Genomic DNA, 25,412 nt, shown 5'->3' on the forward strand with positions numbered 1-25,412 from the left:
ACTGCTTCACCCTCGCTCCTCGCAATGACGTTGCGTTTCGTCGCTCAATCGTCAAACATCGGCGGCGGCTTGAAGCCGCCGAATTCGCGTTCGATCAGTTCGGCGAGCTTCAGCGGCGTGCGGTCTTCCAGCCAGGGGCCGACGATCTGCACGCCGACCGGCAATCCGTTCGGCGAGAAGCCAGTCGGGACAGCGGTGGAGGGCAGGCCGGGCAGGGTAGCGATACCAGGCCAGGAGAGCATGTCGGGATAGACGTGATCCTTGCCGTCGATCCTGATGCGGCGTTTTTCCTGGTCGTCGGAGTGGTCGTGCGGATAGGCCGGCGTCGGCATGATCGGGCAGATCACGGCATCATAGTTCCCAAACAATTCGCGCCATTGCGCGCGCAGGCGGGCGCGCGCGCCGTCGTCCATCAGCCAGTTGCGGTGGCTTTGCGCTATGCCGCGCAGCCGTTCCGCGGCAAGGCTCGTCTCGCTCGCCGGCAGCGCGGCGACGGCGGCTTGCGCGCCCTCATAGACCTCTGGCGGAAAGGAAGCACCGAGGAACGACATCAGCATCCGCATGTAAAGCCGGGACGTCTCGGCAAAGTTCGGCAGCAATGGGCTCTCGCGATCGATCCTGACGCCGGCCTTTTCGAGATTGGCGGCGAGCTTGTGGATCGTGCCGCGCACCACCTCGTCGGTCGGCATGACCGGGTCGGTGTCGACCACCAGCACGCGAAAATCCTTCAGCGCGGCGTGACGTGGAGCCGGCAGTGCGAGCGTGTAACCCTTGCCGGCCTCCAGCGGATCGGGGCCGGCGATGGTGTCGAGCAGCAGCGAGAGATCGGCGGCGCTGCGCGCCATCGGGCCGATCACGGCGAGGTCGCGATCGAGCGGCAGCGGTTGGAACGGCGGCGGCGTGTGGCCACGCCCCGGCACCAGCGCAAAGGTCGGCTTGTGTGCAAAGACGCCGCAATGAAAGGCGGGCACGCGCAAGGAGCCGCCGATGTCGGAGCCGAGCGACAGCGGGCCATAGCCGGCCGCGAGCGCGGCTGACGAGCCGCCGGACGAGCCGCCCGGCGTGCGGCCGAGATCGAACGGATTGTTGGTGGTGCCGTAGATCTCGTTGTAGCTCTGCCAGTCGCCGAGCCCGAGCGGCACGTTGGTCTTGCCGAGGATGACGCCGCCGGCGTCCTTCACCCGCGAGATCGACAGCGCATCCTCCACAGGCGTGAAATCCTTTTGCGCCGGAATGCCCCAGGTCGTCGGCAACCCCGCGATATTGTAGGATTCCTTCACGGTCAGCGGGATGCCGAGCAGCGGCTTCCTGACGCCGCGCGCCAGTTCAGCGTCGGCGGCGCGGGCGGCGGCAAGTCCGCGCTCGAAGTCGCGAACGCAAATCGCGTTGATTTTTGCATCGTGCCGTTCGATGCGGCCGATGACGTCCTCGGCAAGTTCAACCGCGGAGACCTTTTTCGCGGCAAGTGCGGCCGATAGTTCGACGGCGGTCTTGAAACCGCATTGCGATTTGGCCAAGGCGTACTCCCGCTCTGTTTTCGAATGCGGCGCGGATGATGCTCAGTTTGGGTGCGCGCGGCAAGAGCAATGGCTGTACAGCGGCGATCCTGTCATGTTGCTAACCGCTTGGCGAAGGCCGGGTTGCTGGTTAGTCTTTCGATCAACAAAACGGACAGAGGTAACCATGCCGCCGACCGCGAGCCGGAAATTTCCCGTGTTGTCCACCAGGCGGCTGACCTTACGGGCGGCGATGCCAAAGGATGTGCCTGCCTTTCGGGCGCTATTGTCGATTCCCGACGTAACGCGGTTTTCCAATTGGCCCGATACGCCGTCTACGACGCGGGTCGAACGGTCCTTGCGCTGGATGTCCAAGATCCACGGCTCCGGCAAGGGTTGTGCCTGGATCATCGAGATCAGCCGCTCGAAGGCGCTGGCCGGCGCGATCCGCTTCAACAATTTCGAGAAGAAATGGCGGTGCGGCCAAATTGGCTACGAGTTGCATCCGGACTATTGGGGCAAGGGCTTGATGACGGAGGCGGTGCGGGCCGTGGTCGCGTGCGGACACGAGACCTTCAGGCTCAATCGCATAGATGCCTGGACGTTGCCCGGTAATGCCGCGTCCGACCGCGTGCTGGAAAAGTCAGGCTTTCAGTATGAAGGCACGTTGCGGCAAAAGGCATGGTTCAAGGGCGCGTTCCATGACTTTCGAATCTTCGGCCGGATCGCGGGAGACGCCGCGAGCGCGAACTGAGACGCTCGCTAAGCCGCGCCGATCAATATCCCCACCGCCAGCACGATGGCGCCGCCGAGCACGATCTGGAACACCGCCTGCAGGAACGGCGTGTCCATGTAGCGCGCGCGGATGAAGGCGATCGCCCATAGTTCGAAGAACACGATGATGCAGGCGATCGCGGTCGCGATCCAGAACGCATTCGGCCAGGAGTCAGGAACGAGATAGGGCAGCGTGTGGCCAACACCGCCGAGCGTCGTCATCAGCCCGCAGGTGATGCCGCGCAGCCAGGGCGAGCCGCGTCCGGTCAGCGAGCCGTCGTCCGACAGCGCTTCGGCAAAACCCATGCTGATACCGGCGCCGATCGAGGCGGCGAGGCCGACCAGAAACGTCTGCCAGTTCTGATGCGTGGCAAAGGCCGCGGCAAACAGCGGCGCCAGCGTTGAAACCGAACCGTCCATCAGTCCGGCCAGTCCCGGCTGCACATATTGCAGCACGAACATGCGCCGCCGCGTCTTGTCTTCCTCCGCGCGCACATCGGGGCTGAGGATCTCGCCGGTCAGCTTCACCGCTAATCGCTCGTGGCCCTTTTCCTCCTCGGCGAGGTCGCCAAGCAGGCGGCGGACGCCGACATCCTCGGCGTGCTCTGCGGCCTTGATGTAAAATTGCTCGGCTTGGAGCTCCATCGTCTCGACCTCCTTGCGGATGGTGTCGAGCGACAGGTTCTTCGTCAGCCAGATCGGGCGCCTTCGCAAGAATCCCTTGACGTCCTCGCGGCGGATCGGCGGTAGATGCGCGCCGAACCGCTGCTCGTACATTTCCAGCAGCCGATGGCGATGGCCGCGTTCTTCCTCCGCCATCTCTTCGAATACTTTTGCCGAGTCCGGATAGCGCTCCGCGAGGTCCTCCGCGAAGGTCATGTAGATGCGGCTGTCTTCTTCCTCGGAAGAGATCGCAACAGCCAGCACTTCGCGCTCGGTCAGATCGGCGAAATTCTTCACGGGACGCCTGCCTTTTCTTAGTTTAGAATTATTCTAATCTTGGCGTCTGCCGCGGTCAATTGTTGGGCGTGCCCTGGCTCGCCTTCGTCCCTCGCAGGAATTGCACCAGCAGCCAGCTCACTTTGTTGGCCTGCTCCTGCTGCACCCAGTGGCCCGCACCGTCGACGAGATGACAGCCGATCATGTTTGTGCAGGCCTTCGATTGCATTGCCTGGTAGACGCCGGGACGCTGGTAGGTGCCCCAGTCCTGCTTGCCCGAGATGAAGGCGGAGCGCACGTCGATGGTGCGGCCCGACCATAACTGCAATTCCGGTGTGAACGCGCCCGAGGTGCCGCAGCGATACCATTGCAGGCCGCCCTGAAATCCGGTGCGTTCATACTCGGCGCTGTAGAAGGCAAGCTCGCTGTCGGGCAGCCATTTATTCCCTGCGATTTCCGCCGGCGAGGGCATTTCTTCCGCAACGGTCGCGGCCATGTCCTTGGCGAGGTCCATCACGTAATAGGTCGGCAGCTTTGCGATTTCGCCCGCGGACCATGATTTGAGCGGGTAGGGTTTGTTGTCCTTCCAGTCCGCGCTCTTGTGATGGTAGTAGGCGCGCAGAAAATCATGCACGCCCTGCGGTGCGCGGTGCATGTCGTCATTCGCCTCGCGCGTCGAATAGTACCATTGATAGTGCTTGCGCGGCCGCGGCAGTGCGGCCAGATCGCGGTGAATGGGATCGTCGATGCGCCCAGCAGGTTCGTTCACCGTGTTGAACGGCAGCGCCGGCGGGCCGCCGAACGGCGCGCTCATCATGACAACCGAGCGGAATACGTCGGGCCGGATCAGCGCGCACCAGGCCGCGACCGACGAGCCGAAATCATGCCCGATCACGGCGTCGACGCTTCTGTAGCCGAACGCCGACACCAGCCCGAGCACATCGCGCACCAGATTGGGGAGGCGGAAGGAGGCGAGATCGCCGTCGTAGTCAGGGTCCCATCCGGTGGTGCGGCCATAGCCGCGCTGGTCCGGCGCGAGCACGTGATAGCCGGCCTCCGCGAGAATCGGCATCACCTTGCGCCAGGAGAAGGCGAGTTCGGGGAAGCCGTGCAGCAGCAGCACGCAGGGCCGGCCGCGCGTTTCGAAGCCGGCTTCCAGCACATGCATGCGCAAGCCGTTGATGCCGTCGACATAGCGCGAGCGGATGGAGGAGTGGAGCGGGATATCGGGGAGGTCAGCGCGCATGACACGTTTACCCGGAAAAACCTTGTTCAACTCATTACACGGAATTCTACGGGTTTTCGATAATCTTCGGTAGCCGCGCAACGCATATCATCAGCCACAAACAAGTAGCTTCGGTCGGAATGTGAAATCGATTGACGATATGCCCTGCGCAATCCTGCGTATGGGCCCTGGGGCGGCATGCTTCCTGCTCGGAAATGCTCTCATCTATCAATATCTCTGGCAGCTATGGTGGCACCTGTCATTGGTGGCGTCCTTGGGTACGCGGCGGGCGTCATGACGTTGAGAAGGCGGAAACTGACGTTCACGGCGACCCCGGGCGAACTCAAGGCTGCTCATTCAACTGAGAGGCTTGAACCTTGGCCTCGTCAGGATCGTCTAACGGCGACAACATTTCCTAGAGGATGAATGCCACATGCGTTGGCTGGGGATCGCAAATTTTCACGGCTTGTTCTTGCGCATCGGTGCGGCGATCGCGGCCGCAAGTCTGCTCCTTGCTTCCGTCGCCCACGCGGCGGAGATGGAAGATCTGACCCAAAATATGCCGCGTGGGTTTTTTGGCGAATTCCGCTGGGATGGTGATAGGACGGTGCAGAACGTCGTTATCACCTTCGACTCGGTGCGGGCCCTCGACAGCCAGAATGCCGAAGCGCTTGGATGCGGTACGTACGAGGTCGGTCGCCAGGTGACGAAGATAAAGGTCCGGATGCTTGTTCGCCTGTCGGATCTGCAGGTGGAGATTTTCGAGCTGGCGCCTGAAGGCAATACGGCATTCACGACGGATGGCAGCCATCGCGGAAAGCTATCGAAAGACTTGCAGCAGATCGATGCTCAATGGACCACGGCGACCACTGGACAGCGGGGGCAATTGCAGATGCGCGCATTGCCATCCGTGGCCTGCGCGCCGGCTGGCACTGCGTAGCCAGCCCGTATTCGTCCGGACTCGCATGTCTTCGACTGGCGCTGCATACTCGCAGCCATTCTAAGAGTGTGTATTTGCTCAGAGTGTGTATTTGCGTTCGCCCGGCCCTCCTTACTGGAGGGCCGGGCTTTTGCTTGGCCGCGTTGGTTCTCTGGGAAGAGAAGATAACTGGCTCTCACGCCTTCGCGGCCGGCTTCGGCCAATAGCGGTCGCGCAGATGCCGCTTCACCAGCTTGCCGGTGGGCGTGCGCGGCAGTTCGGCCTCGAAGTCAATGCTTTTCGGGCATTTGATCGGCGACAGGTGCTTGCGGCAGAACAGGATCAGTTCGGCCTCGAGTTCCTTGCCAGCTTTTGTCATGTCGTGCGGCTGCACCACGGCCTTGACCTCTTCGCCCATCTCCTCGTTCGGCACGCCGAACACGGCGACGTCGGAGACGGCAGGATGGGTGATCAGCACGTCCTCGGTCTCCTGCGGATAGATGTTCACCCCGCCGGAGATGATCATGTAGCTCTTGCGGTCGGTGAGATAGAGAAAGCCCTCGTCATCGAGATAGCCGACGTCGCCGAGCGTCGACCAGCCCTTGTCGTTATAGGCCTTCCTCGTCTTTTCGGGATCGTTGTGATAGGCGAAGGCTGGCGCGTCAGCGAAGTAGACGGTGCCGATTTCGCCCACCGGTCGCTCCTCGTCATTCTCGTCGAGGATCTTTACCTTGCCGACCACGGCGCGGCCAACGGTGCCGCGATGGGTCAGCCATTGCTGCGACGTCGAGACCGTGACGCCGTTGCCCTCGGAACCGGCATAATACTCGATCAGGATCGGTCCCCACCACTCGATCATCTTCGCTTTCACGTCGACCGGGCAGGGCGCCGCGGCATGGATCGCGCCGTTCAGCGTCGAGACGTCGTAGGCCGCGCGCACCTCGTCCGGCAGCTTCAGCATGCGCACGAACATGGTCGGCACCAGCTGCGATTGCGTGACCTTGTATTTCCCGACCAGCTTCAGAAATTCCTCGGCGTCAAAGTGCTCCATGATGACGGAGGTGCCGCCGAGCGTGATCGCCATCATGTTGAAGCGCAGCGGAGCGGCGTGATAGAGCGGCGCCGGCGACAGATAGATGCTGTCGGAGTTCATGCCGCACATGTCGGCGCAGAGAATTCTTAATAGCGGGTTCGGCACGTCGATCGCCTTGCCCTCGAACTCCTTCTTGATGCCCTTGGGCCGCCCGGTGGTGCCGGAGGAATACAGCATGTCGTAGCCCGCGACCTCGTCCGCGATCGGCGTCACCGGCATCGCGATCGCTTCCTTGTCGAAGGAGCGGAAGCCGGGGGCGGGCTCGTCCACCATGAAGAACAGCGGCTCGCCGGGCTCGCCCTTGATCAGGCCCTTGACCTTGTCGGCGCACTGCGGCGTGGTGATGAAGACTTTCGCGCCGCAATCCCTCACGATGTAGGCGATCTCTTCCTCGGTGAGGTAGCGGCTGATCGCGGTGTAATAGAGACCCGAGCGCTGCGCAGCCCAGCAGATTTCCATGAAGGCGAGGCGGTTTTCCATCAGGAAGGCGATGTGGTCGCCCGCTTTCAAGCCGAGCTTGCGGAACAGATGTGCGCCCTGGTTCGAGAGCTCATCCAGCTCGCGATAGGTGATCGCCTTGCCGGTCGCCGCCATCTGATAGGCGATCTTGTTCGGCTGGGTGCGCGCGTAGACGGACGGATGTGTCATGGGTGTTTCCTCAATAAGAAAATGGCGAGCAGGAAGCACACTCCCTGCTCGCCAGTCGCCAAACGCTTTTCTTGTTGTTAGAGCCGTTCGACGATGGTGACGTTGGCCATGCCGCCGCCTTCGCACATGGTCTGCAGGCCGTAGCGCTTGTTGTTCTGCTTCAGGGCGTTGACCAGCGTGGTCATCAGCTTGGTGCCGGAGCCACCGAGCGGATGGCCGAGCGCAATGGCGCCGCCATTGACGTTAAGCCTTGAAGGATCGGCGCCCGTCGTCTTCAGCCAAGCCACCGGCACGGCGGCGAAGGCTTCGTTGACCTCGAACAGGTCGATATCGTTGATCGACATGCCGGCCTTCTCCAGCGCCCGCTTGGTGGCGTGTAAGGGCGCATCCAGCATGATCACGGGGTCGCCACCCATCATGGTCATGTGATGGATACGCGCCAGCGGCTTGACGCCGAGAGATTTCAGTCCCTTTTCGTTGACCACCATGACGCCGGAGGCCCCGTCGCAGATCTGGCTGGCGCTGGCGGCGGTGTGCTTGCCGTTCTCGGCGATCAGCTTGACGCCCTTGATGCCGTCGAGGCTGGCGTCGAAGCGGATGCCTTCGTCGATATGGTGGGTGTCGGTCGTATTGTCGGCCCGGGTGATTTGCACCGGAACGATCTCATCCTTGAATTTGCCGCCTTGTGTCGCGGCAATCGCGCGCTGATGGCTGTTGTAGGAATATTCGTCGAGCTGGTCCTTGGAGAGCCCGTACTTCTCCGCCATCATTTCAGCGCCGGTGAACTGGCTGAACACGATGTTCGGATATTTCGCTTCGATACCCGGGCTCTTGTAATGGCCAAAACCGTTCTTGGCGGGCAGCGATGAGGCGAGGCCCATCGGCACGCGCGTCATTGATTCCACGCCCGCCGCGATCACGATGTCCATGCTGCCTGCCATCACCGCCTGCGCCGCAAAGTGCAGCGCCTGCTGCGAGGAGCCGCACTGCCGGTCGACCGAGGTGGCGGGCACGCTCTCAGGCAACTTCGAGGCCATCACCGCGTTGCGGGCGATGTTGTTGGACTGTTCGCCGGCCTGCATCACGCAGCCCATGATCACGTCCTCGATCTGGGCGGGATCGACGCCCGAGCGATCGACCAGCGAATTCAACACGGAAGCGGCGAGATCGGCCGGATGCCAGCCCGCGAGACGTCCTCCCTTGCGGCCGCCCGCGGTGCGCGCAGCGGCGACGATATAGGCCTCGGCCATTCCTGTTCTCCCTGGTCGTTGTTGGTGGATTTTTCAAAGATGGGCCGGATTTAAGGGGCCCTGCGGAATTTAGTCAATCAATCAATTAACTCTTGAGTGCAGCCGCGGCATGCGCTTATGTGCGGGCAGATTTCCCGCCCTCGGCCGTGATGAGATCGCCGTTGAATACCAGCGTACCGACCAGGCTTGCGAACGGCAAAAATACCACCGCCGAGAAGCTGCTCGTCGCGGCGAGCGAACTGATGATCGAGCGCGCCTCGATCGAGGTCTCGCTATCCGACATTGCGCAGAAGTCCGGCGTCAACGCCGCGCTGGTGAAATACCACTTTGGCAACAAGGACGGGCTGTTACTGGCGCTATTGGCGCGCGATGCCGCGACCGAGATGTCTCAGCTCGAATACCTCATCGGCCAGCCGATCACGCCGACGGCGAAGCTGCGTCTGCATATCGGCGGCATCATCCGCGCCTATCACCAGTTCCCCTATATGAACCGGCTGATCCACTATCTCCTGCACGAGAGCAGCGCGGAAGCCGCGGACGAAGTCTCGCAATTCTTTGTCGCGCCCCTGCTGAACTTCCACCGCCGCCTGCTCGCCGAGGGCGTCAAGGCCGGCGAGTTCCGCGATATCGATCCGGTGCTGTTCTACACCAGCCTGATCGGCGCCTGCGATCACCTGTTCTTCGGCCGCCACGCGATGTCGCGCGCGACCGGGGTGGGGCCCGTCACCGACGAAGTCTGCCGCGACTACATCAAGCATATGGAAGCGCTGATCTTCGGCGGGATGCTGAATGGGCGAATGGCGAGTAGCGAATAGCGAATGGATGACCATTCGCTACTCCCTATTCGCTATTCGCAAAAACCAGAGAAGAAACAACCAAGGAAAGGTCCTCAAAAATGCAGTTGCAAGACGTAGCCGTTCTCATCACCGGCGGTGGCTCGGGCCTGGGTGCCGCGACCGCCCGCGCGATGGCCGCCAAGGGCGCGAAAATCGGCGTGATCGACCAGAACAAGGAAAACGCCGAGAAGGTGGCCGCCGAGGTGAAGGGCGTCGCCCTCCATGCCGACGTCACCGACGAAGAGGCGATCAAGGCGGCGATTGCCAAGGCCGAGGCCGCGCACGGCATCGCGCGCGTGCTGATGAACTGCGCCGGCATCGGCGGCTCGCAGCGCGTCGTCGGCAAGGATGGCGTCTATCCGCTGGCCAAATTCGTGCGCATCATCAACGTCAATCTGATCGGCACCTTCAACGTGCTGCGGCTATTCGCCGAGCGACTCGCGACCGCGCCGCCGATCGGCGAGGAGCGCGGCGTTGCCATCAACACCGCCTCCGTCGCCGCTTATGAAGGGCAGATCGGCCAGATCGCCTATTCGGCATCGAAGGGCGGCGTTGTCGGTCTTACGCTGCCGGCCGCGCGTGATCTCGCCAGCCTCAAGATCCGCGTCAACACCATCGCGCCCGGCCTGTTCCTGACGCCGCTCCTGATGGGCCTGAACGAAGAGGCCCGCAAGAGCCTCGGCGCGCAGGTGCCGCATCCGGCCCGCCTCGGCGATGCCTCCGAGTACGGCAACCTCGCGGTTCACATCGTCGAGAACCCGATGCTCAACGGCGAGACCATCCGCCTCGACGGCGCCATCCGCATGGCGCCGCGGTAAGGCGCCTTGCGCTTCTTCCTTCTTCCCTTGTGGGAGAGGTGGCGCGGACGTAGTCCGCGCCGGATGAGGGGTTCTCTCCGGCTGGCAACCCCTCACCGCATTGAATGCACGGCAAATGCCGGTGTAGCCCTCTCCCACAAGGGGAGAGGGCGCAGCAATGAGCGCCGCAGTCCGCGGATGCAGGGAGCGCCTCGTGACTCAACCGCTGCTGATCGCACATCATGACGGGGTCGATTGGGTCACGCTCAATCGCCCTGATAGTCTCAACGCGCTCGATCCCTCGCTGATCGATGCGCTCAATACCTATTTCGAAGGCCTGCAACGCAATCGCTCGACCCGTGTCGTGGTGCTGAAAGGCGCCGGCGCGTCGTTCTGCGCCGGGCTTGATCTGAAACACGCCATGAAGCGCCGCGCTGGCCAACAGGAGCCGCCCGGAGTGACCGAGTCATTGGACTCGCAGCGCCGCATTGCCGACATCGTGATGCTGATGCGGCGCTGCCCGCAGCCGATCATCGCGCTGATCCAGGGCGCGGCAGCCGGCGGCGGCTTTGCGCTGGCGCTCGCCGCCGATATCCGCATCGCGACAAAATCGGCGCGGATGAACTGCGCCTTCATCAAGCTCGGCCTCGGCGGCTGCGATATCGGCACTTCCTATTTCCTGCCGCGCCTGGTCGGTGTGTCGGTCGCTTCGGAACTGATCCTGACCGGCCGCTTCATTGGCGCCGAGCGCGCGCTTGCAGTTGGCCTCGTCTCGGAAGTCGTCGAGGAAGGCGGGCTTGATGCCGCGGCCGAACCTTACGTCGATGCGATGATGACGGCTTCGCCGGTGGGCCTGCGGTTGTCGAAGGAATGCCTCAACATGAGCGTCGATGCCGGCTCGATCGAAGCCGTGATCGCGATGGAAGACCGCAATCAGGTGTTGTGCAGCCGTTCCGAAGATTTCAACGAAGGCATCAGGGCCTTCCTTGAGAAACGAAAGCCTGTCTATATCAGGCGATGACGACAAGATCCGCAAAGGACAGGAATTCCGGGAGACGCAAAATGGGTGGAAGTGCAGCGAAGGCGCTGACAAAGCCGGCCTTCCGCAAGGTCGAGTGGCTGCCGCGCGACATCGCGGTCGAGCGTCGCGCTGACGGCGTCATCATCCTGAAGTCGCGCATTCCGCTGCAGCCTTATGAGACACACATTCCGGCGTCGCTCGCGAAGTGGGCGAGACAGGCTCCCGAGCGCATCTGGCTGGCGCAGCGCGGCGGCGCCGACCGGCAATGGCGAAAGGTCTCCTACGGCGAAGCCAAGCGCATCGTCGACGGATTGACGCAAGGGCTACTCAATCTCGGCCTCGGCGAAGGCCGCCCCGTCGCGATCCTCTCCGGCAACTCCATCGAGCACGCGCTGATGACGCAGGCCGCGATGCAGGCGCGCGCTCCCGCGGCGCCGGTGTCGCCGGCCTATTCGCTGATGAGCCAGGATCATCTCAAGCTCAAATATCTCTTCAATCTGATCAAGCCCGCGGTCGTGATGGTGCAGGACGGCCCGACCTTCGAGAAGGCCTTGAAGGCGCTCGATCTCACCGGGGTCACCGTCGTGCACGTCTTGCGGCCCTGCGAAGGCATCAAGAGCGTGTCCTTTGCCGATCTTGCGGCAACACCGGTAACGGACGCGGTCGAGGGATCGATTGCGAAGATCACGCCAAAAACCGTCGGCAAGCTGCTGTTCACCTCCGGCTCGACGGGCATGCCGAAGGCCGTCATCAACACCCAGGAGATGATGTGCGCCAATGCGGCGATGATGATGCAGGTGCGCCCGCGCGATCCGAATGGGCCTGTCGCGACCGTACTCGACTGGATGCCGTGGAACCACACCATGGGCGGCAATGCCGCGTTCCATCCGATCCTGGTCGATGGCGGCACGCTCTATATCGATGACGGCCGGCCGATGCCCGGCCAGTTGGAGGAGACCATCAGGAATCTGCGCGAGGTGTCGCCGACCTATTACGCCAACGTGCCGGCCGGCTACGCGGCTTTGGCGGCGGCGATGGAAAAGGACGACGCGCTGTGCCGCAGCTTCTTCAAAAACCTCTCCATCATGGCCTATGGCGGCGCGCGGCTGCCTGATGATCTCTACGACCGCATGCAGGCGCTGGCGGTGAAGACCACCGGCGAGCGCATCGTGTTCTATACGGGCTGGGGCTCGACCGAGACCGCGCCGACCTCGACCGGCACCTATTGGGACACCGAGCGCGTCGGCCTGATCGGCCTGCCGTTCCCCGGCGTCGAACTGAAGCTGGTGCCGTGTGGCTCCAAATACGAACTGCGCCTGCGCGGCATCAATGTCACGCCGGGTTATTTCGGCCAGCCCGATCTGACGAAGAAGATGTTCGACGAGGAAGGCTATTATTGCATCGGCGATGCCGGCGTGTTCGTCGATGACAATGATCCGCTGCAGGGCATTATCTTCGCCGGTCGCGTCGTCGAGGATTTCAAGCTGACGACCGGCACGTTTGTGCACGTCGGCTCGCTCCGCACCGATGCGATCGCCGCTGCGACGCCGGTCGTGCACGACGCGCTGGTCGCCGGTCAGGACCGCGCCTTCATCGGCTTGCTGGCCTGGCCCAATCTGCACGCCTGCCGGCAGATAATAGGCAATCCCGATGCGACGTTTGAAGATGTCATCAGGCATCCCGAGGTGATCGCCTGCCTGAAGCGCGGGCTGGAAGCGCATAACGCCTCCGCCACCGGCAGCAGCATGCGGATCGCGCGCGCCATGCTGATGGCCGAGCCGCCCTCGATCGACGGCAATGAACTCACCGACAAGGGCTACATCAACCAGCGCGCCGGCCTCGAGCGCCGCGCCGCGCTGGTGGAGAAGCTTTACGCCGAGAAGCCGGGAGACGACGTGATTGTGCTGCAATGAAGACGACGCTCTCTCCCTCCGTCATTCCGGGATGGTCCGAAGGACCAGACCCGGAATCTCGAGATTCCGGGTTCGATGCTTCGCATCGCCCCGGAATGACGGCAAACAATAACAGCAAGCCAAGAAGGTAAGCCGCCATGAACTTCGATTTCTCCGACGACCAAAAACAGATGCGCGACGCGGCGAGGAAATTCCTCACCGAACAGTGCCCGCCGAAAGCCGTGCGCGAGGTGCTGGACGGCAAGGCGACCTATGACAAGGCGCTGTGGAAGGGCCTCGCCGAGATGGGCTTCCTCGGCGTCGCGATCCCGGAAGAGTTCGGCGGCGCGGGCGCCGGCCATCTCGAGCTCTGCGTGATCGCGGAAGAAATGGGCCGCGCCAATGCGCCGGTGCCGTTCTCCTCCACGGTGTACCTCGCCGCCGAGGCGCTGCTGCTCGCAGGCTCGGATGCGCAGAAGCAAAAATGGCTGCCGAGGATTGCGTCGGGTGACGCGATCGGCACGCTGGCGCTGTTCGAGGGCAAGGGCAATCCGTCGCCGAAGGCGATCAAGCTGCAGGCCTCCGGGGGCACGCTGAACGGCGTGAAGAAGCCGGTGCCGGATGGCGCGATTGCTGATTTTGCCGTCGTCGCCGCGCGCACCGGTTCGACCGGGCGTGACGCCGATATCTCGCTGTTCCTGGTCGACCTGAAGGCCGGCGGCGTCGAAGCCAAGGCACTGACCAATGTCGATCCGACCCGGGGGCAGGCCGAACTCACCTTCAAGAATGCCAAGGCCGATCCGCTTGGAGCTGCCGGCGAAGGCTGGAGCATTTTGACCCAGGTGCTCGACCGTGCCGCGGTGCTGATGGCGTTCGAGCAGGTCGGCGGTTCCGACCGCGCGCTCGAAATGGGCCGCGACTATGCGCTTGACCGCATCGCCTTCGGCCGGCCGATCGGCTCGTTCCAGGCCGTAAAACATATCCTCGCCGACATGTATGTCTCGGCGACGCTGGCGCGCTCGAATTGCTATTACGGCGCCTGGGCGCTCTCGACAAACGCGTCGGAATTGCCGGAAGCAGCCGCTGCCGCGCGCATCAGCGCGACGCAGGCGTTCCAGCACTGCTCCAAGAACAACATCCAGGTTCACGGCGGCATGGGTTTCACCTGGGAGTTCGACTGTCACATGTACTACCGCCGCGCCAACGCGACAGCGCTGACGCTCGGCAGCCTGTCGTACTGGGAAGACCAGTTGATCGACCGCATGCGCAAGAAGAACGCGGCGTGAGTTTGTGAACGTCATTCCGGGGCGATGCGAAGCATCGAACCCGGAATCCAGAGGTTTGGATCGAGATTCCGGGTTCACGCTTCGCGTGCCCCGGAATGACAGAAAGAGAAGCGCCATGAACTTCGACGACACCCCGCAGGAAGCCGCATTCCGAGCCGAGGCCAAGGCGTGGATATCAGCCAACGCGCCGAAGCAATATGAGGAAGAACTTCGAAAGTCCTCGCTCGGCCGCACCGTGCTCAAGGGCGCCAATATTCTCGAGGTCGCAAAGGCCTGGCAGAAGAAGAAGGCCGACGCCGGTTGGGCCTGCCCGCACTGGCCCAAGGAATATGGCGGCCGCGGCGCCTCGCCGATCGAGCGCGTGATCTGGCAGCAGGAGGAGGGCCCGTTCGGCAAATTGAGCGGCATGTTCATCATCGGTCACGGCATGTGCGGGCCGACCATGATGGCGTTCGCCGGTGAGGAGCAGAAGCGGAAATACCTGCCGCCGCTGGCGTCAGGCGAAAAGGTCTGGTGTCAACTGTTCTCCGAACCCGCCGGCGGCTCCGACGTCGCGGGGCTGCGCACCCGAGCCGAGAAGAAGGGCGACGACTGGATCATCAACGGCCAGAAGATCTGGACCTCGGGCGCGCACTATTCCGATTACGGCATCCTGCTCACCCGCACCGATCCGACCGTGCCTAAGCACAAGGGCCTCACCATGTTCTTCCTGGACATGAAGAGCCCGGGCGTCGAGGTGCGGCCGATCAAGCAGGCCAGCGGTCAGTCCGACTTCAACGAGGTCTACTTTACCGACGTCAAGATTCCGGATTCGCAGCGACTGGGCGCCGTCAATGACGGCTGGAATGTGTCGCTGACGACGCTGATGAACGAACGCATGTCGATCGGCGCGGGCGTTGCGACCGGCTTCCCGGAATTGTTCGACTTCTGCAACAACCTGATGCTGGAGGATGGCCCCGCGATCGAGGATCGCAACGTCCGTTCAAGGTTGGCGAACTATGCGGTGAAGGCGAGCGGGCTCCGATACACCAGCATGCGCGCGATCTCTGCGCTGTCGAAAGGCGAGCGTCCGGGGCCGGAAAATTCCATCGGCAAGTTGGTCGCGGGATCGATGGTGCAGGAGGTCGCGATGTATGCGCTGGACCTGCAGGGCGCCGCCGGCGTGCTGAGCGGACCTGATGACGCCGAAGTCGCCGGCAAATTCCAGGCGATGCTGCTGCGCGCGCCGGGCACCCGCGTCGAGGGCGGCACCGACGAGATCATGCGCAACATCATCGCCGAGCGCGTGCTTGGTTTGCCCGGTGACATCAGGGTCGACAAGGATGTGCCGTTCAACCAGATCCCGACCAAGGGAAGGACGTAGTTTCGTCATTCCGGGGCGCGCGTCAGCGCGAACCCGGAATCCAGAAGTTATCGATCGAGATTCCGGGTTCATGCGCGTTCCGCGCACGCCCCGGAATGACAAGCAAAAAAGGAAGCCGCTAATGAACTTCGACGATACGCCGCAGGAAGCCGAATTCCGTAGCCTCGCCCGCAAATGGATCGAGGCCAACGCGCCCAAGCAATATGAGGCGGAGCTTTCAAAATCCTCGCTCGGCCGCATCCGGCTGGAGAAGGAAGAAATCGTCGACGTCGGCAAGGCCTGGCAGAAGAAGAAGGCCGAAGGCGGCTGGGCCTGCCTGCACTGGCCGAAGGAATATGGCGGCCGCGGCGCCACCCCGATCGAGAAGGTGATCTGGCAGCAGGAAGAGGGCGTCTACGGCAAGCTGACGCAGCCGTTCCAGATCGGCGAGGGCATGTGCGGCCCGACCGTAATGGCGTTCGGCAGCGAGGAGCACAAGCGCCACTATCTGCCGAAGCTCGCCTCCGGCGAACATATCTGGTGCCAGCTCTTCTCCGAGCCCGCCGGCGGCTCCGACGTTGCAGGCTTGCGCACGCGCGCGGAGAAGAAAGGCGACAACTGGATCGTCAACGGCCAGAAGATCTGGACCTCGGGCGCGCATTATTCCGACTACGGCCTTCTGATCACGCGCACCGATCCCAATGTGCCCAAGCACAAGGGCCTAACGATGTTCTTCCTCGACATGAAGAGCAAGGGCGTCGAGGTGCGGCCGATCAAGCAGGCCAACGGCATGCAGGAGTTCAACGAGGTCTATTTCACCGATGTGGTGATTCCGGACAGCCAGCGCCTCGGCGCCGTCGGTGACGGCTGGAACGTGTCGCTGACCACGCTGATGAACGAGCGCATGTCGATCGGCTCGCGGCTCGCGACCGGCGTCCCCGAGATGTTCGAATTCTGCTCGAACCTGATGCTGGAGGATGGGCTCGCGATCGACGATCCCGCGGTGCGCTCCAAGCTCGCGAGTTGGGCGGTGAAGTCGAGCGGGCTGAAATACACCAGCTACCGCGCGATCTCCTCGTTGTCGAAGGGCGAGCGCCCCGGCCCGGAAAACTCCATCGGCAAGCTGGTCTCCGGTTCGATGCTGCAGGACATCGCGGCGTACGCGATGGAGCTGCAGGGCGCGGCCGGTGCGCTGACCGGCACGGATGAGGAAATGGTTCACGGCCAGTTCCAGCAGATGCTGTTGTCTTCACCGTCGATGCGCATCGCCGGCGGTACCGACGAGATTTTGCGCAACATCATCGCCGAGCGCGTGCTCGGCCTGCCCGGCGATATCAGGGTCGACAAGGATGTACCGTTCAACAAGATCCCGACCAAGGGGCGATGATCATGGACGCAAAGACACCGAAGGCACGCTATGCGAGTGCAGATCGCATCGGCGTGCTGGAAGAGCTGCTGAACGAGCGTTACTCCGTGCGCGCGTTCCTGCCGCAGGAGGTGCCGCGCGAGACTATCGAACACATTCTTAACGTGGCGCAGCGCACGGCCTCCTGGTGCAACAGCCAGCCCTGGCAGGTGCTGATCGCGAGCGGCGAGGCCAAGGAGGCGTTTCGCAAGGCGATCTATGCCGAAGCTGCATCCGGCGCCAAGGACGACCATGATTTCACGCCGCCGCGCGAATATCTCGGCGTCTATCTCGAGCGCCGCCGCGAGAGCGGTTTTCAGCTCTACAACACGCTGGGCATCCCGCGCGGCGACAAGATGGGCTATGCCAAGCAGGCGCTGGAGAACTACAATTTCTTCGGCGCGCCGCATGTCGCCATCATCCATACCGACGAACCGCTCGGCATCTACGGCGCGGTCGATTGCGGCGCCTATGTCTCTAATTTCATGCTGGCCGCGCAGGCGCTCGGCCTCGGCACTATACCGCAGGCGGCGTTGGCGCGGCACTCCGGGCTGATCCGGCGTCACTTCAAGCTGGCCGACGATCGCAAGGTGGTCTGCGGCATCTCCTTCGGCTTCGCCGACCATTCGCACAAGGTCAACAGCTACCGCACCTCGCGGGCGAGTGTGGCGGACACTGTGACGTTCGTCGACTAACCCAGCAATTCCTCAGCGACGTCGTCGGAGAACTGCCTTCGTACGCGCGCGACCATCTCGTGTTCGGAATCGCCGGGAAGCGCAATTGCACCGGGCATGCCGTGGTCGCGCAGGGCGCGTGCGCAGCCGACCCAGTCGCCGCCCTCGACCGGCTCGTTGAGGGATGCCCATGACAGCGAGCCGCGGGCGTTGTCGCCGTAGCCATGCCGCTCGGTCCATTCAGCCCCGTTTTCGAGCAGAAAACGCGTCAGGCCGGCGTCGCCGCGGAATACCGCCTGATTGAGCGCGGAGGCATCCCAGTCGCCGCCGCGCACGGCGATCGGCCAACCCAGTCGGATCATCAGCTTAACGACGTCATCGGCACCGGCCGCGGCCATGTCGGGCAGCAATCGCAATTGTGCCGGTGACAGTGAGGCCGGCAAATCGGGCCGCCGGGCTTGAATCGCGCGTGCCTCGGCTTCGTCGCCGCGCGCACATGCGGCGACGAAGCGTTCGTCGTCGGAGATATCAGGCTCGCCGGCTGGTCCGCGCAGCAGCGCCGCGGCATCGGAGAGCCCGAACTGCAGCGCCAGCCGGTAGGGACTGATGCCGGCAGCGGTCGGCCGCAACGGGTCGGCGCCCGCTTCGAGCAGCGCCCTCACGTGACGCGGCCGCCGCCGGTAGATCGCCCATGACAGCGGCGAGCCCCAATCGGTCAGCGGCGCATTCCGCGCCGGCTCGTTCGGAATCGCCGCCATGCTGCAGCAGCAGCTTTAGCGCGGCCTCGTCCTCGAGATCGATCGACCGGTAGATCGCATTGCTCTCGGCAATGCGCGCGCCGTGCTGCAGCAGCAGGCGCGTGCAGGCCAAATTCTCCAGTGAGTGATAAAACGACTCGCCGTCATTGGGATTGGCGCCGGCATCGAGCAGCAATTTGGTCAGCACCGGATCATGGTTGCTTCCGGCCGCGCCGTAGAGTGTCGAGAGCGGGCAGCTCTGGTCTGGCTCGGCCAGCGAACCCGGTGGCCAGCGGCTGTGGATGTGCTGATTGACATCGGCGCCATCAGCGATCAGCAATCGCGCGCTGGCGTGCAGGCGCTGGCGAAATTCTTCCACGCGCAACAGGCTCGAATGCGCGACCGCGAACAGCGGCGGCAATCGCAGCGGCCCACCTGAAAGCTTGACCCATGCCGGATCGGACTCTGTCGCCCGCCGCAGCGCACCTTCGTCGCCGATCGCGCAGGCGAGCCAGGGATCATCAGCGACGAGTTCGGGATCGTCAGCCAGGATACGCAGCGCAACGCGCGGATTGGCGCGGCTGACCGTGCCGCTGACGTCTCCGGAATAGACGAGCTGCGCCCAGTGCAAGACGCGGGCGTCGCGCGTGTCACGCGCCGCCATCTGCACTTCGACGTATTGCTTCAGGTCGGGCCAGGACACAAAGCCGTGTTCGCGCGCAATGCATGATTGCGCGTCGTGCAGGCGAAGTTCGAGGGAAGCAATATCGTTGTCGCTGCGGCCGGCCGCCACTGGCAGTGCGCTGCGCAGCCGCGCCATCGCAGCCGGATCGCGGCTTCGATAGAGGCGGATCAGTTGCTTGGCTTGCTTCTTCAGATGATCGAGATTCAGTCGATCGAAAGACCGGTCCATCAGACACCTCCGTGCATGACATCGCCGACGGCCCGCAATACCGGCTGCACAAAGGCTCTAGATGTCGCTCGAAAGCTGCAAGTGGGTTCAACCCTTCCCGCGGGCCCGGGAGCGGCTTGCACCGCAGGCGCTACAATATGGCCGCAGCGGCCAGGGGTCAACGCATCAGGCGCGCGGAAAAACCCCGGTCGCGTACCGCGGCCGGGATCTTTCTTGACTGACGCTGTTCGATCAGTAGGCGCAGACGTTCACGGTGCGCAGGCGCATGCCACGGCGGGTTTCCACCCAGCGCTGCCGCAGGCAGCCGTTCAGACCGGTGTCGACATAGACGCCGCCGAAGCCGACGCCAATGGCGGGACCCCAACCATAACCATGACCCCAGTGATGGCCGTGATAGAAGCCGCCGGCGGAGGCGGGCGTGGCAGCGGCAAAGGTGAGGGAGGCGGCGGCAATCAGTCCGAGGGTAATCTTGCGAAACATACTCAATTTCTCCAATTCTTTGGCACGAGGCCGTTGTTGCGTCCCTGCCCATCAGTCGGGCCGGCAACGGCTTGCGTTCATGCGCGAAGCGAAGAATCGTGTTTCAGGAATGTTTCGCGGGACGGGATCTTCGTAAATTTTCTCTATCCGGATATTCGACCGGCGCTGGCCGGTAGCGCGCGGCCATGGCCTGCGTCTGCTCGGCCATCTTGTCGCGCAGCTCCGCCGGCGCCAGCACCTCGGCCTCCGCGCCGAGACGCAGCAGTTCAGCGGCGGCATGCCACACCGTTTTCCCGATCGGCACGATGGCGATGCGCCAGCCGTCTGCATCGGCCGTCTCCTCGATACGGGTGCGCGTCCGCACGTAAGGCTGGCTCAAGGCGTTGAGCAGCTTGACGCCGAACGGTGACAGGCGCACGGTGGCGGCGTTCGGATGCATCTCGGCTTCGAGCCGCAGCGTCGCTGCCTGCCAATAGGCGGCGAGATCGAAATCGGCGGGCCGGACGAAACCTTCGTCCAGCACATTGCAATCGAGCACGCGCGCTACGCGATAGGTGCGCACGCTGCCGTCGACCTGGCCTGCGAGATACCAGCTTCCGCCCTTGAGCACGAGACCGAGCGGCGCGACGCGGCGGCGCTTCTCCGCCCGCCAGCTCTGGTAGCGGATTTCGATCAGGCTCTCGCGCAGCAGCGCAGCGGCAATGGCGCGCAGATGTTTTGGCTGCTCGGCTTCGCCGAACCAGCCGGGGGTATCGAGATGGAAGCGCTCCTGCATCCGCCCGGCGTTCGGACGCAGATTTTCGGGCAGCGCCGCCATCAGCTTGGTCTGCGCCGCCATCATCGCAGCATCGAGACCGAGCGCGGCCGCGGGGCCCGGCAGTCCCGTCATGAACAGCGCCTCGGCCTCCGCTTGCGACAATCCGTTCAGCCGCACGCGATAGCCGTCGAGCAGGCGATAGCCGCCTTCCGCGCCGCGCTCGGCATAAACCGGAACGCCGGCGGCGGCCAGCGCATCGATGTCGCGATAGATGGTGCGCACCGAAACCTCGCAAGCTTCAGCGAGTTCGGGCGCGGTGATCTGTCCCCGCGCCTGCAGGGTGGTCAGGATCGAAAGCAGCCGGCTCGCGCGCATGCCCCCTTAAACCATACCTGACACAGGATGTCAGGTATGGTCCGGCATAGAAGGCCCGTTGCCCGTCGGCTTCAAAGGAGACTTCAATGACCGCTGAGAACCGCATCACGCTGTATTATTCGCCGCAGAGCCGCGCCACGGGCACGCGGGTGCTGCTGGAGGAACTGGGCGCGCCTTACGATCTCCATGTCCTGAACATGAAGGCGGGCGAGCAGCGCCAGCCGGCCTATCTCGCCATTAATCCGCTGGGCAAGGTGCCGGCGATTCGCCATGGCGACGCGCTGGTGACCGAACAGGTCGCCATCTACACCTATCTCGCCGACCTGTTTCCGAAGGCAGGGCTGACGCCTGCGCTCGATGATCCCCGGCGCGGCCCGTATCTGCGCTGGATCGCCTATTATGGTTCGTCCTTCGAGCCGGCTGTGATCGACAGGTTCATGAAGCGCGAACCGGCGCCCGTGACGCAATCACCCTATTCAGATTACGACTCCATGCTTGGTGTATTGGAGGCGCAGCTTTCGAAGGGACCTTATCTGCTCGGGGACCGCATGACGGCCGCCGACATCCTCTGGGGCGTGGCGTTCAGTTGGACGATGATGTTTGGCCTGGTGCCCGGAAACGACGTATTCAAGGCCTATGCCGAGCGCATCACCTCGCGGCCCGCGTTCCAGCGGATCAGCGCGGCCGACGATGAGATGGCGGCACAGCATGCCGCAGCCTGCGGCGGGTGAGTGGCATCAAGAGACTTGGGTTCCTGGATGACAAAGTCAGTGCACACGACCAACTGCTTCGACACCTTCATCCAGGTCGCGGAAGATTGTCCCGCGCGCACCGGCGAAGCGCCGCCGGCGCGTGCGGGGAATCCGACTGTGGCCGGCCTTCAGTACCAGATGATCGCGGAGGCGCCCTACAAATACACCTCTGATGACGTGGTGTTCGCGACCTCCGCTCCCGGCCGGCAGCTCGGCGCGAAGGCGACGAAGAAGGAGAGAAGCCTCGCCCGCGACGAATTCTTCTCCAGGGGGCAGGCGTGCCTGAGGGCATCGGGGCTCGGCAAGCGCTTCGGCTGGGGCGTGCATGCCGATGCCGAAGGGCGGGTTGCGATCTATGCCGTCGACAGCCAGCGCTATCAGGCCCTGGCGCGCGATCCCGAGATCAAGCAGGTCCGGGCGATGCGGACCAAGCGGGCTTAAGCCTCTCAGAACTTCGGCGGCCGCTTTTCCGCCAACGCCTTGACGCCTTCCCTGATCTCTTCGCCGCGCATGCTCTCGCGGTGGCGCAAGTTGGCGGCTTCCTCGTCGAGCTTGCCGCGCGCGAATTCGTTGATGGCGCGCTTCATGCCGGCCATCGCCAGCGGCGCGTTGCCGGCCAGGATGGTAGCGAGCTTGTCCACTTCCTCGTCCAGCCTTTCCGCCGGTACCATGGCAGTGAGGTAGCCGATCCGCAGCATTTCCGGTGCGGTGATTTTCTGCGCGGTGAGAAACAGCATTTTTGCGTTGTCGACGCCGAGCCGCGATACGTAGCGTTCGATGCCGCTCTTGTAATAATGCAGTCCGAACCGCGCCGCCGGCATGAACATCTCGGCGGTATCGACGCCGATGCGGAAATCGCAGGCCAGCGCCAGATCGGTCGAGCCGCCATAGACGCCGCCATTGAGCCGGCAGATCGTCGGCACGCCGAGGTCTTCCAGCCGGTTGACGACGACCTCGAACGCGGATCCCGCGCTCGGCTGTTCGCTCTCGCTGGTCGCGCGATCAGCCACCGAATTGAGATCGTAGCCGGAGCTGAAGGCGAGGCCGGTGCCGGTCAGCACCATCACGCGGATCGCAGGATCGGCCTCGATCCGGTCGAACAGTTTCAAGAGGTCGCCGAGATCCTCGCTCTGCAGCCGGTTGCGGTGTTGCGGCCGGTTGAGGCGGACGGTGGCGCGAGCGCTGTTGATTTCGAGGATAGGCCCGCTCGCCGCTTCAGCTCCGTCGGACATCGTTCTCTCCATTGTTTCGGTCGTCATTGTCACCACCGCCCACCACAGCGCCGCCGGCACGCTGCCGACGGTCGCCGGCGGAATGTCGCGTTCCAGGAAGCATTCGGCAATGGAAGCCAGAAATACCGGCATCAGGAAGATCACGAGCACGTCGAGCAGCGGCCGTCTTGGCGGTGAACTGAGCCAGTGCCGAGAGAACGAGCCGCTTGGACATCGGATGAGGAGGACCTGATGCGTGCAATGAAAGCCGGGTAACGGTCAGGTCGCAGCGTGACCAATAGGTTGCAAGGTGCCCGCCTGCAGGGAGGCCGTCAATGACGGCGGCTGCACCCGCGGCGCGAGGGCCGGCTAGCCGCGGCCCGCGGCTTGAGGAAGGCGAATTTTACCCGGGAATAGTGAGAATCCCGACAAAACGTCGCTTTTTCCTCGTATACCAACAGGGCTCCGCGCCGTTACGATGGCGGCGGCGCAGCAGAATCGCGAAAAAATTCACTCCCTTAAGCAATTGGTTGGCCTCCAATGGATACGTCTCATCTGGCACAACACGCGGGAACGGCCGGCGCGCTGTTCGCCACGATTTTCGTGGTTGCCACCACGACGATGAAGACCATGATCCCGTTGCGGGTCTTCGGCATTCTCGCCAACGTCATCCTGATCATCACCGCAATCCCGGCCCGTAATTACCTGGTCATGGTGGTGCAGCTGATCATGCTGCTGGTCAATTCCTATCGCCTGCACCAGATGCTGCAGCTGGTGCGCGACGTGAAGAAATCCGTCAACAGCGATCTCTCGATGGAATGGCTGAAGCCGTTCATGACCGAGCGCCAATGCGCGGCCGGCGAGATTCTGTTCTACAAGGACGAGAAGGCTGAGGACATGCTCTATATCGTCAGCGGCCGGTTCAAGCTGGTCGAATCAGGCATCGTGCTGCCGGTTGGCGCTATCGTCGGTGAGCTCGGCATGCTGTCGCCGTCGAATACGCGAACCCAGACCCTGGAATGCGTTGAGTCCGGGCTCGTCCTCAGCGTCAGCTACACCAAGGTCGAGGAGCTCTACGTGCAGAATCCGGCTTTCGGCTTTTACTTCCTTCGCCTTTCCAGCGCCAGGCTGTTTCAGAACCTCGAGACGCTGCAGCAGCAGTTGAACCAGCAAACAGCGTCCGCCGCTGCGCCGAAGCCTGCGTAGAGGCCGGAGCTGGGAGAGTGACAGACCGCGGTATCCTGTCGTCGTTGCGTTATCTGTTCGCCGATGTCATCGGCGACGATGACGAAACGCCGCCGTTCCTGCCAGAGGGGCTGCCGGAGCCGGTGATGGCGGTGGCGAGCGAGGGCATCCATCTTCTGATCGATTATCAGGGTCCGAGCTACGCCCATCTCTATGTCGACCGGCTGCGGCGGTTCATCGGCAAGCAGGGCGTCGATGACGCGATGCTTGGCGAGATCGCGCGGCTGATGGCGGTGCGCATGAGTTATCAGGATCCGATCCGGATCGCGCAGCTCAAGCTCGCCGAACTGCACGGCCGGCCGGATGGATGGGCTGGCTCCGTCGACGTCAGAAAATTCTCCGTTGAAGAGTTGATCGGCGCGCTGCCGGCCGTGATCGCCGAGTACATCCTCGATGCGCTCGAATGGCTGGGTTTGAAGGACAAGCGCGTCTCCATCCGTTTCTCAACGAAAAGTCGCTTCGGCATTCGCCGCCTCAAGATGGAGGCGGGGCTGCGGCGGTGGCGCCTGTTTTCGGTGCGCTATGCCAAGGAACGGGTCTGGGTCGAGCGCTGGCTGCACATGATCGACCGCGCCCTGACCAAGCAGCCGCAGGCGGCGCCGGCGATCATCCACACCGCAACCATGATCGTCGGATATGGCGACGTCTACCGGCAGGGCATGGCGGACTGGCACGCGATCATCGACGGGCTTGCCAAGCCGACCTTCGACGGCGTGCTGGCGCTGTCAGACCTTGCCGGCGCGGTGATCGAGGCGCGCGCCGCCGCGCTGCCCGACCCGCGGCAGTCCGAGCTCAAGCGCAAGATCGCCGAAATCCGAGCGCGGGCGACTGCCGCCGCGTATGCGGCGGTGCCGTCCGAAAAGATGTAGGGTGGGCAAGGATGCTTGCAGGGATGAATGCAGCGTCTTTCGTCAATGCCGAGACTCCATCCATCGCGAGAAGAAATAAATGACGACCACAGACACTGCCGTCGTTGCTATCTCAATGACGAGAGGAAAGCCGAGAATCGCCCAGATCAACAGGCAAATAACTGCAACAGCGCCGAAGACAATACTATCAACCTTTTCGGTAACGGACCTCAAGGACATCGCTCTCTCGCCGTTATCGGACCTCGCCAACAATGCTCTTAAGAATAGATACGCCGTCCCTTCGCACCGATGAAGGGCAACATTAAACTTGTTTCGATCATTTTGCCGTATCCGATTTGGGTAGAAGCAGATCGTAGATTCCATGGGGCGGTGAGCGTGCCCTCTCCGGTAGGTTTGGGTTTCCACACTCGAACCATCGGAGAGTCAGATGCAAGCATCGACCGTAGACACGCCCACCGCCGCACAGTTTGGCACGA

24 protein-coding genes are annotated in these 25,412 nt (G+C 63.2%); 14 read left to right on the forward strand and 10 right to left on the reverse strand.

Translation table 11 applies throughout. From position 1 onward, the window contains the following. Nucleotides 1-44: 44 nt before the first annotated feature. Nucleotides 45-1,517: an amidase gene (locus AC0QUY_RS34925; protein WP_475390532.1), complete on the reverse strand. Its 1,473-nt coding sequence runs from the start codon at nucleotides 1,515-1,517 to the stop codon at nucleotides 45-47. Nucleotides 1,518-1,683: 166 nt separating this feature from the next. Here AC0QUY_RS34925 and AC0QUY_RS34930 point away from each other — a divergent pair, with 166 nt between their 5' ends. Further along, the gene (locus AC0QUY_RS34930; protein ID WP_475390534.1) at nucleotides 1,684-2,250 is read left to right on the forward strand and encodes a GNAT family N-acetyltransferase; all 567 of its coding nucleotides are present in this window, start codon (nucleotides 1,684-1,686) and stop codon (nucleotides 2,248-2,250) included. Nucleotides 2,251-2,258: 8 nt separating this feature from the next. On the opposite strand, the gene mbfA is transcribed toward AC0QUY_RS34930, so the two are convergent. Both mbfA and AC0QUY_RS34940 read right to left on the reverse strand, forming a co-directional pair. Then, nucleotides 2,259-3,230 (reverse strand): iron exporter MbfA, encoded by a 972-nt coding sequence (mbfA, locus tag AC0QUY_RS34935; RefSeq protein ID WP_161851645.1) that lies wholly within the window; start codon nucleotides 3,228-3,230, stop codon nucleotides 2,259-2,261. A 55-nt stretch (nucleotides 3,231-3,285) separates the two neighbouring features. After that, nucleotides 3,286-4,455: an alpha/beta fold hydrolase gene (locus tag AC0QUY_RS34940; RefSeq protein WP_475390535.1), complete on the reverse strand. Its 1,170-nt coding sequence runs from the start codon at nucleotides 4,453-4,455 to the stop codon at nucleotides 3,286-3,288. Nucleotides 4,456-4,867: 412 nt separating this feature from the next. Between AC0QUY_RS34940 and AC0QUY_RS34945 the strand changes: the two genes are divergently transcribed. After that, the gene (locus tag AC0QUY_RS34945) at nucleotides 4,868-5,374 is read left to right on the forward strand and encodes a hypothetical protein (protein WP_475390536.1); all 507 of its coding nucleotides are present in this window, start codon (nucleotides 4,868-4,870) and stop codon (nucleotides 5,372-5,374) included. Between the two features lie 175 nt (nucleotides 5,375-5,549). On the opposite strand, the gene AC0QUY_RS34950 is transcribed toward AC0QUY_RS34945, so the two are convergent. Both AC0QUY_RS34950 and AC0QUY_RS34955 read right to left on the reverse strand, forming a co-directional pair. Next, complete coding sequence (locus AC0QUY_RS34950) at nucleotides 5,550-7,094, reverse strand: acyl-CoA synthetase (protein WP_475390538.1); 1,545 nt, start codon at nucleotides 7,092-7,094, stop codon at nucleotides 5,550-5,552. 77 nt (nucleotides 7,095-7,171) lie between these two features. Next, a complete protein-coding gene (locus AC0QUY_RS34955) occupies nucleotides 7,172-8,344 on the reverse strand; it encodes an acetyl-CoA C-acetyltransferase (protein ID WP_161851648.1) in 1,173 nt (390 codons plus the stop codon). 149 nt (nucleotides 8,345-8,493) lie between these two features. Here AC0QUY_RS34955 and AC0QUY_RS34960 point away from each other — a divergent pair, with 149 nt between their 5' ends. From AC0QUY_RS34960 to AC0QUY_RS34995, 8 genes are all read left to right on the forward strand, one after another. After that, nucleotides 8,494-9,159 (forward strand): TetR family transcriptional regulator, encoded by a 666-nt coding sequence (locus AC0QUY_RS34960; protein WP_161851649.1) that lies wholly within the window; start codon nucleotides 8,494-8,496, stop codon nucleotides 9,157-9,159. Nucleotides 9,160-9,239: 80 nt separating this feature from the next. Next, the gene (locus AC0QUY_RS34965; protein WP_161851650.1) at nucleotides 9,240-9,998 is read left to right on the forward strand and encodes an SDR family NAD(P)-dependent oxidoreductase; all 759 of its coding nucleotides are present in this window, start codon (nucleotides 9,240-9,242) and stop codon (nucleotides 9,996-9,998) included. A gap of 193 nt (nucleotides 9,999-10,191) precedes the next feature. Further along, nucleotides 10,192-10,998: an enoyl-CoA hydratase/isomerase family protein gene (locus AC0QUY_RS34970; RefSeq protein WP_475390540.1), complete on the forward strand. Its 807-nt coding sequence runs from the start codon at nucleotides 10,192-10,194 to the stop codon at nucleotides 10,996-10,998. Between the two features lie 41 nt (nucleotides 10,999-11,039). Continuing rightward, nucleotides 11,040-12,911 carry an AMP-binding protein gene (locus AC0QUY_RS34975; protein ID WP_475390542.1) on the forward strand — a complete coding sequence of 624 codons (1,872 nt, stop codon included), beginning with the start codon at nucleotides 11,040-11,042 and terminating at the stop codon, nucleotides 12,909-12,911. Nucleotides 12,912-13,048: 137 nt separating this feature from the next. Then, nucleotides 13,049-14,176: an acyl-CoA dehydrogenase family protein gene (locus AC0QUY_RS34980; RefSeq protein ID WP_475390544.1), complete on the forward strand. Its 1,128-nt coding sequence runs from the start codon at nucleotides 13,049-13,051 to the stop codon at nucleotides 14,174-14,176. A 115-nt stretch (nucleotides 14,177-14,291) separates the two neighbouring features. Further along, nucleotides 14,292-15,539 (forward strand): acyl-CoA dehydrogenase, encoded by a 1,248-nt coding sequence (locus AC0QUY_RS34985; RefSeq protein ID WP_475390546.1) that lies wholly within the window; start codon nucleotides 14,292-14,294, stop codon nucleotides 15,537-15,539. 121 nt (nucleotides 15,540-15,660) lie between these two features. Continuing rightward, nucleotides 15,661-16,905, forward strand: a complete 1,245-nt coding sequence (locus tag AC0QUY_RS34990; protein WP_475390548.1) for an acyl-CoA dehydrogenase — start codon at nucleotides 15,661-15,663, stop codon at nucleotides 16,903-16,905. 2 nt (nucleotides 16,906-16,907) lie between these two features. Continuing rightward, nucleotides 16,908-17,618 (forward strand): nitroreductase, encoded by a 711-nt coding sequence (locus AC0QUY_RS34995; protein WP_475390551.1) that lies wholly within the window; start codon nucleotides 16,908-16,910, stop codon nucleotides 17,616-17,618. On the opposite strand, the gene AC0QUY_RS35000 is transcribed toward AC0QUY_RS34995, so the two are convergent. The 4 genes from AC0QUY_RS35000 to AC0QUY_RS35015 form a co-directional block, all read right to left on the reverse strand. Then, complete coding sequence (locus AC0QUY_RS35000; protein ID WP_475390553.1) at nucleotides 17,615-18,226, reverse strand: hypothetical protein; 612 nt, start codon at nucleotides 18,224-18,226, stop codon at nucleotides 17,615-17,617. The two genes, AC0QUY_RS34995 and AC0QUY_RS35000, sit on opposite strands and share 4 nt — an antisense overlap. After that, a complete protein-coding gene (locus AC0QUY_RS35005; RefSeq protein ID WP_475390555.1) occupies nucleotides 18,126-19,247 on the reverse strand; it encodes a hypothetical protein in 1,122 nt (373 codons plus the stop codon). The genes AC0QUY_RS35000 and AC0QUY_RS35005 overlap by 101 nt, the downstream gene beginning before the upstream one ends. Before the next feature lie 231 nt (nucleotides 19,248-19,478). Continuing rightward, entirely contained in the window at nucleotides 19,479-19,727 is a 249-nt protein-coding gene (locus AC0QUY_RS35010) for a hypothetical protein (protein WP_475390557.1), read from the reverse strand. A 103-nt stretch (nucleotides 19,728-19,830) separates the two neighbouring features. Further along, complete coding sequence (locus AC0QUY_RS35015; RefSeq protein ID WP_161851659.1) at nucleotides 19,831-20,859, reverse strand: helix-turn-helix transcriptional regulator; 1,029 nt, start codon at nucleotides 20,857-20,859, stop codon at nucleotides 19,831-19,833. An 86-nt stretch (nucleotides 20,860-20,945) separates the two neighbouring features. On the opposite strand from AC0QUY_RS35015, the gene AC0QUY_RS35020 reads away from it, so the two are divergent. Together AC0QUY_RS35020 and AC0QUY_RS35025 are read left to right on the forward strand one after the other, a co-directional pair. Further along, nucleotides 20,946-21,590: a glutathione S-transferase family protein gene (locus AC0QUY_RS35020; RefSeq protein ID WP_475390559.1), complete on the forward strand. Its 645-nt coding sequence runs from the start codon at nucleotides 20,946-20,948 to the stop codon at nucleotides 21,588-21,590. Between the two features lie 27 nt (nucleotides 21,591-21,617). Continuing rightward, nucleotides 21,618-22,052: a DUF6157 family protein gene (locus AC0QUY_RS35025; RefSeq protein WP_475390561.1), complete on the forward strand. Its 435-nt coding sequence runs from the start codon at nucleotides 21,618-21,620 to the stop codon at nucleotides 22,050-22,052. Between the two features lie 5 nt (nucleotides 22,053-22,057). On the opposite strand, the gene AC0QUY_RS35030 is transcribed toward AC0QUY_RS35025, so the two are convergent. Continuing rightward, nucleotides 22,058-22,843 carry an enoyl-CoA hydratase/isomerase family protein gene (locus AC0QUY_RS35030; RefSeq protein WP_475390569.1) on the reverse strand — a complete coding sequence of 262 codons (786 nt, stop codon included), beginning with the start codon at nucleotides 22,841-22,843 and terminating at the stop codon, nucleotides 22,058-22,060. A 519-nt stretch (nucleotides 22,844-23,362) separates the two neighbouring features. Here AC0QUY_RS35030 and AC0QUY_RS35035 point away from each other — a divergent pair. Both AC0QUY_RS35035 and AC0QUY_RS35040 read left to right on the forward strand, forming a co-directional pair. Next, nucleotides 23,363-24,028: a Crp/Fnr family transcriptional regulator gene (locus tag AC0QUY_RS35035; RefSeq protein ID WP_161851662.1), complete on the forward strand. Its 666-nt coding sequence runs from the start codon at nucleotides 23,363-23,365 to the stop codon at nucleotides 24,026-24,028. Between the two features lie 17 nt (nucleotides 24,029-24,045). Then, the gene (locus AC0QUY_RS35040) at nucleotides 24,046-24,936 is read left to right on the forward strand and encodes a DUF6537 domain-containing protein (RefSeq protein ID WP_161851663.1); all 891 of its coding nucleotides are present in this window, start codon (nucleotides 24,046-24,048) and stop codon (nucleotides 24,934-24,936) included. Nucleotides 24,937-25,412: the final 476 nt, after the last annotated feature.

The sequence above is a fragment of the Bradyrhizobium sp. WYCCWR15520 genome, from assembly GCF_056174665.1.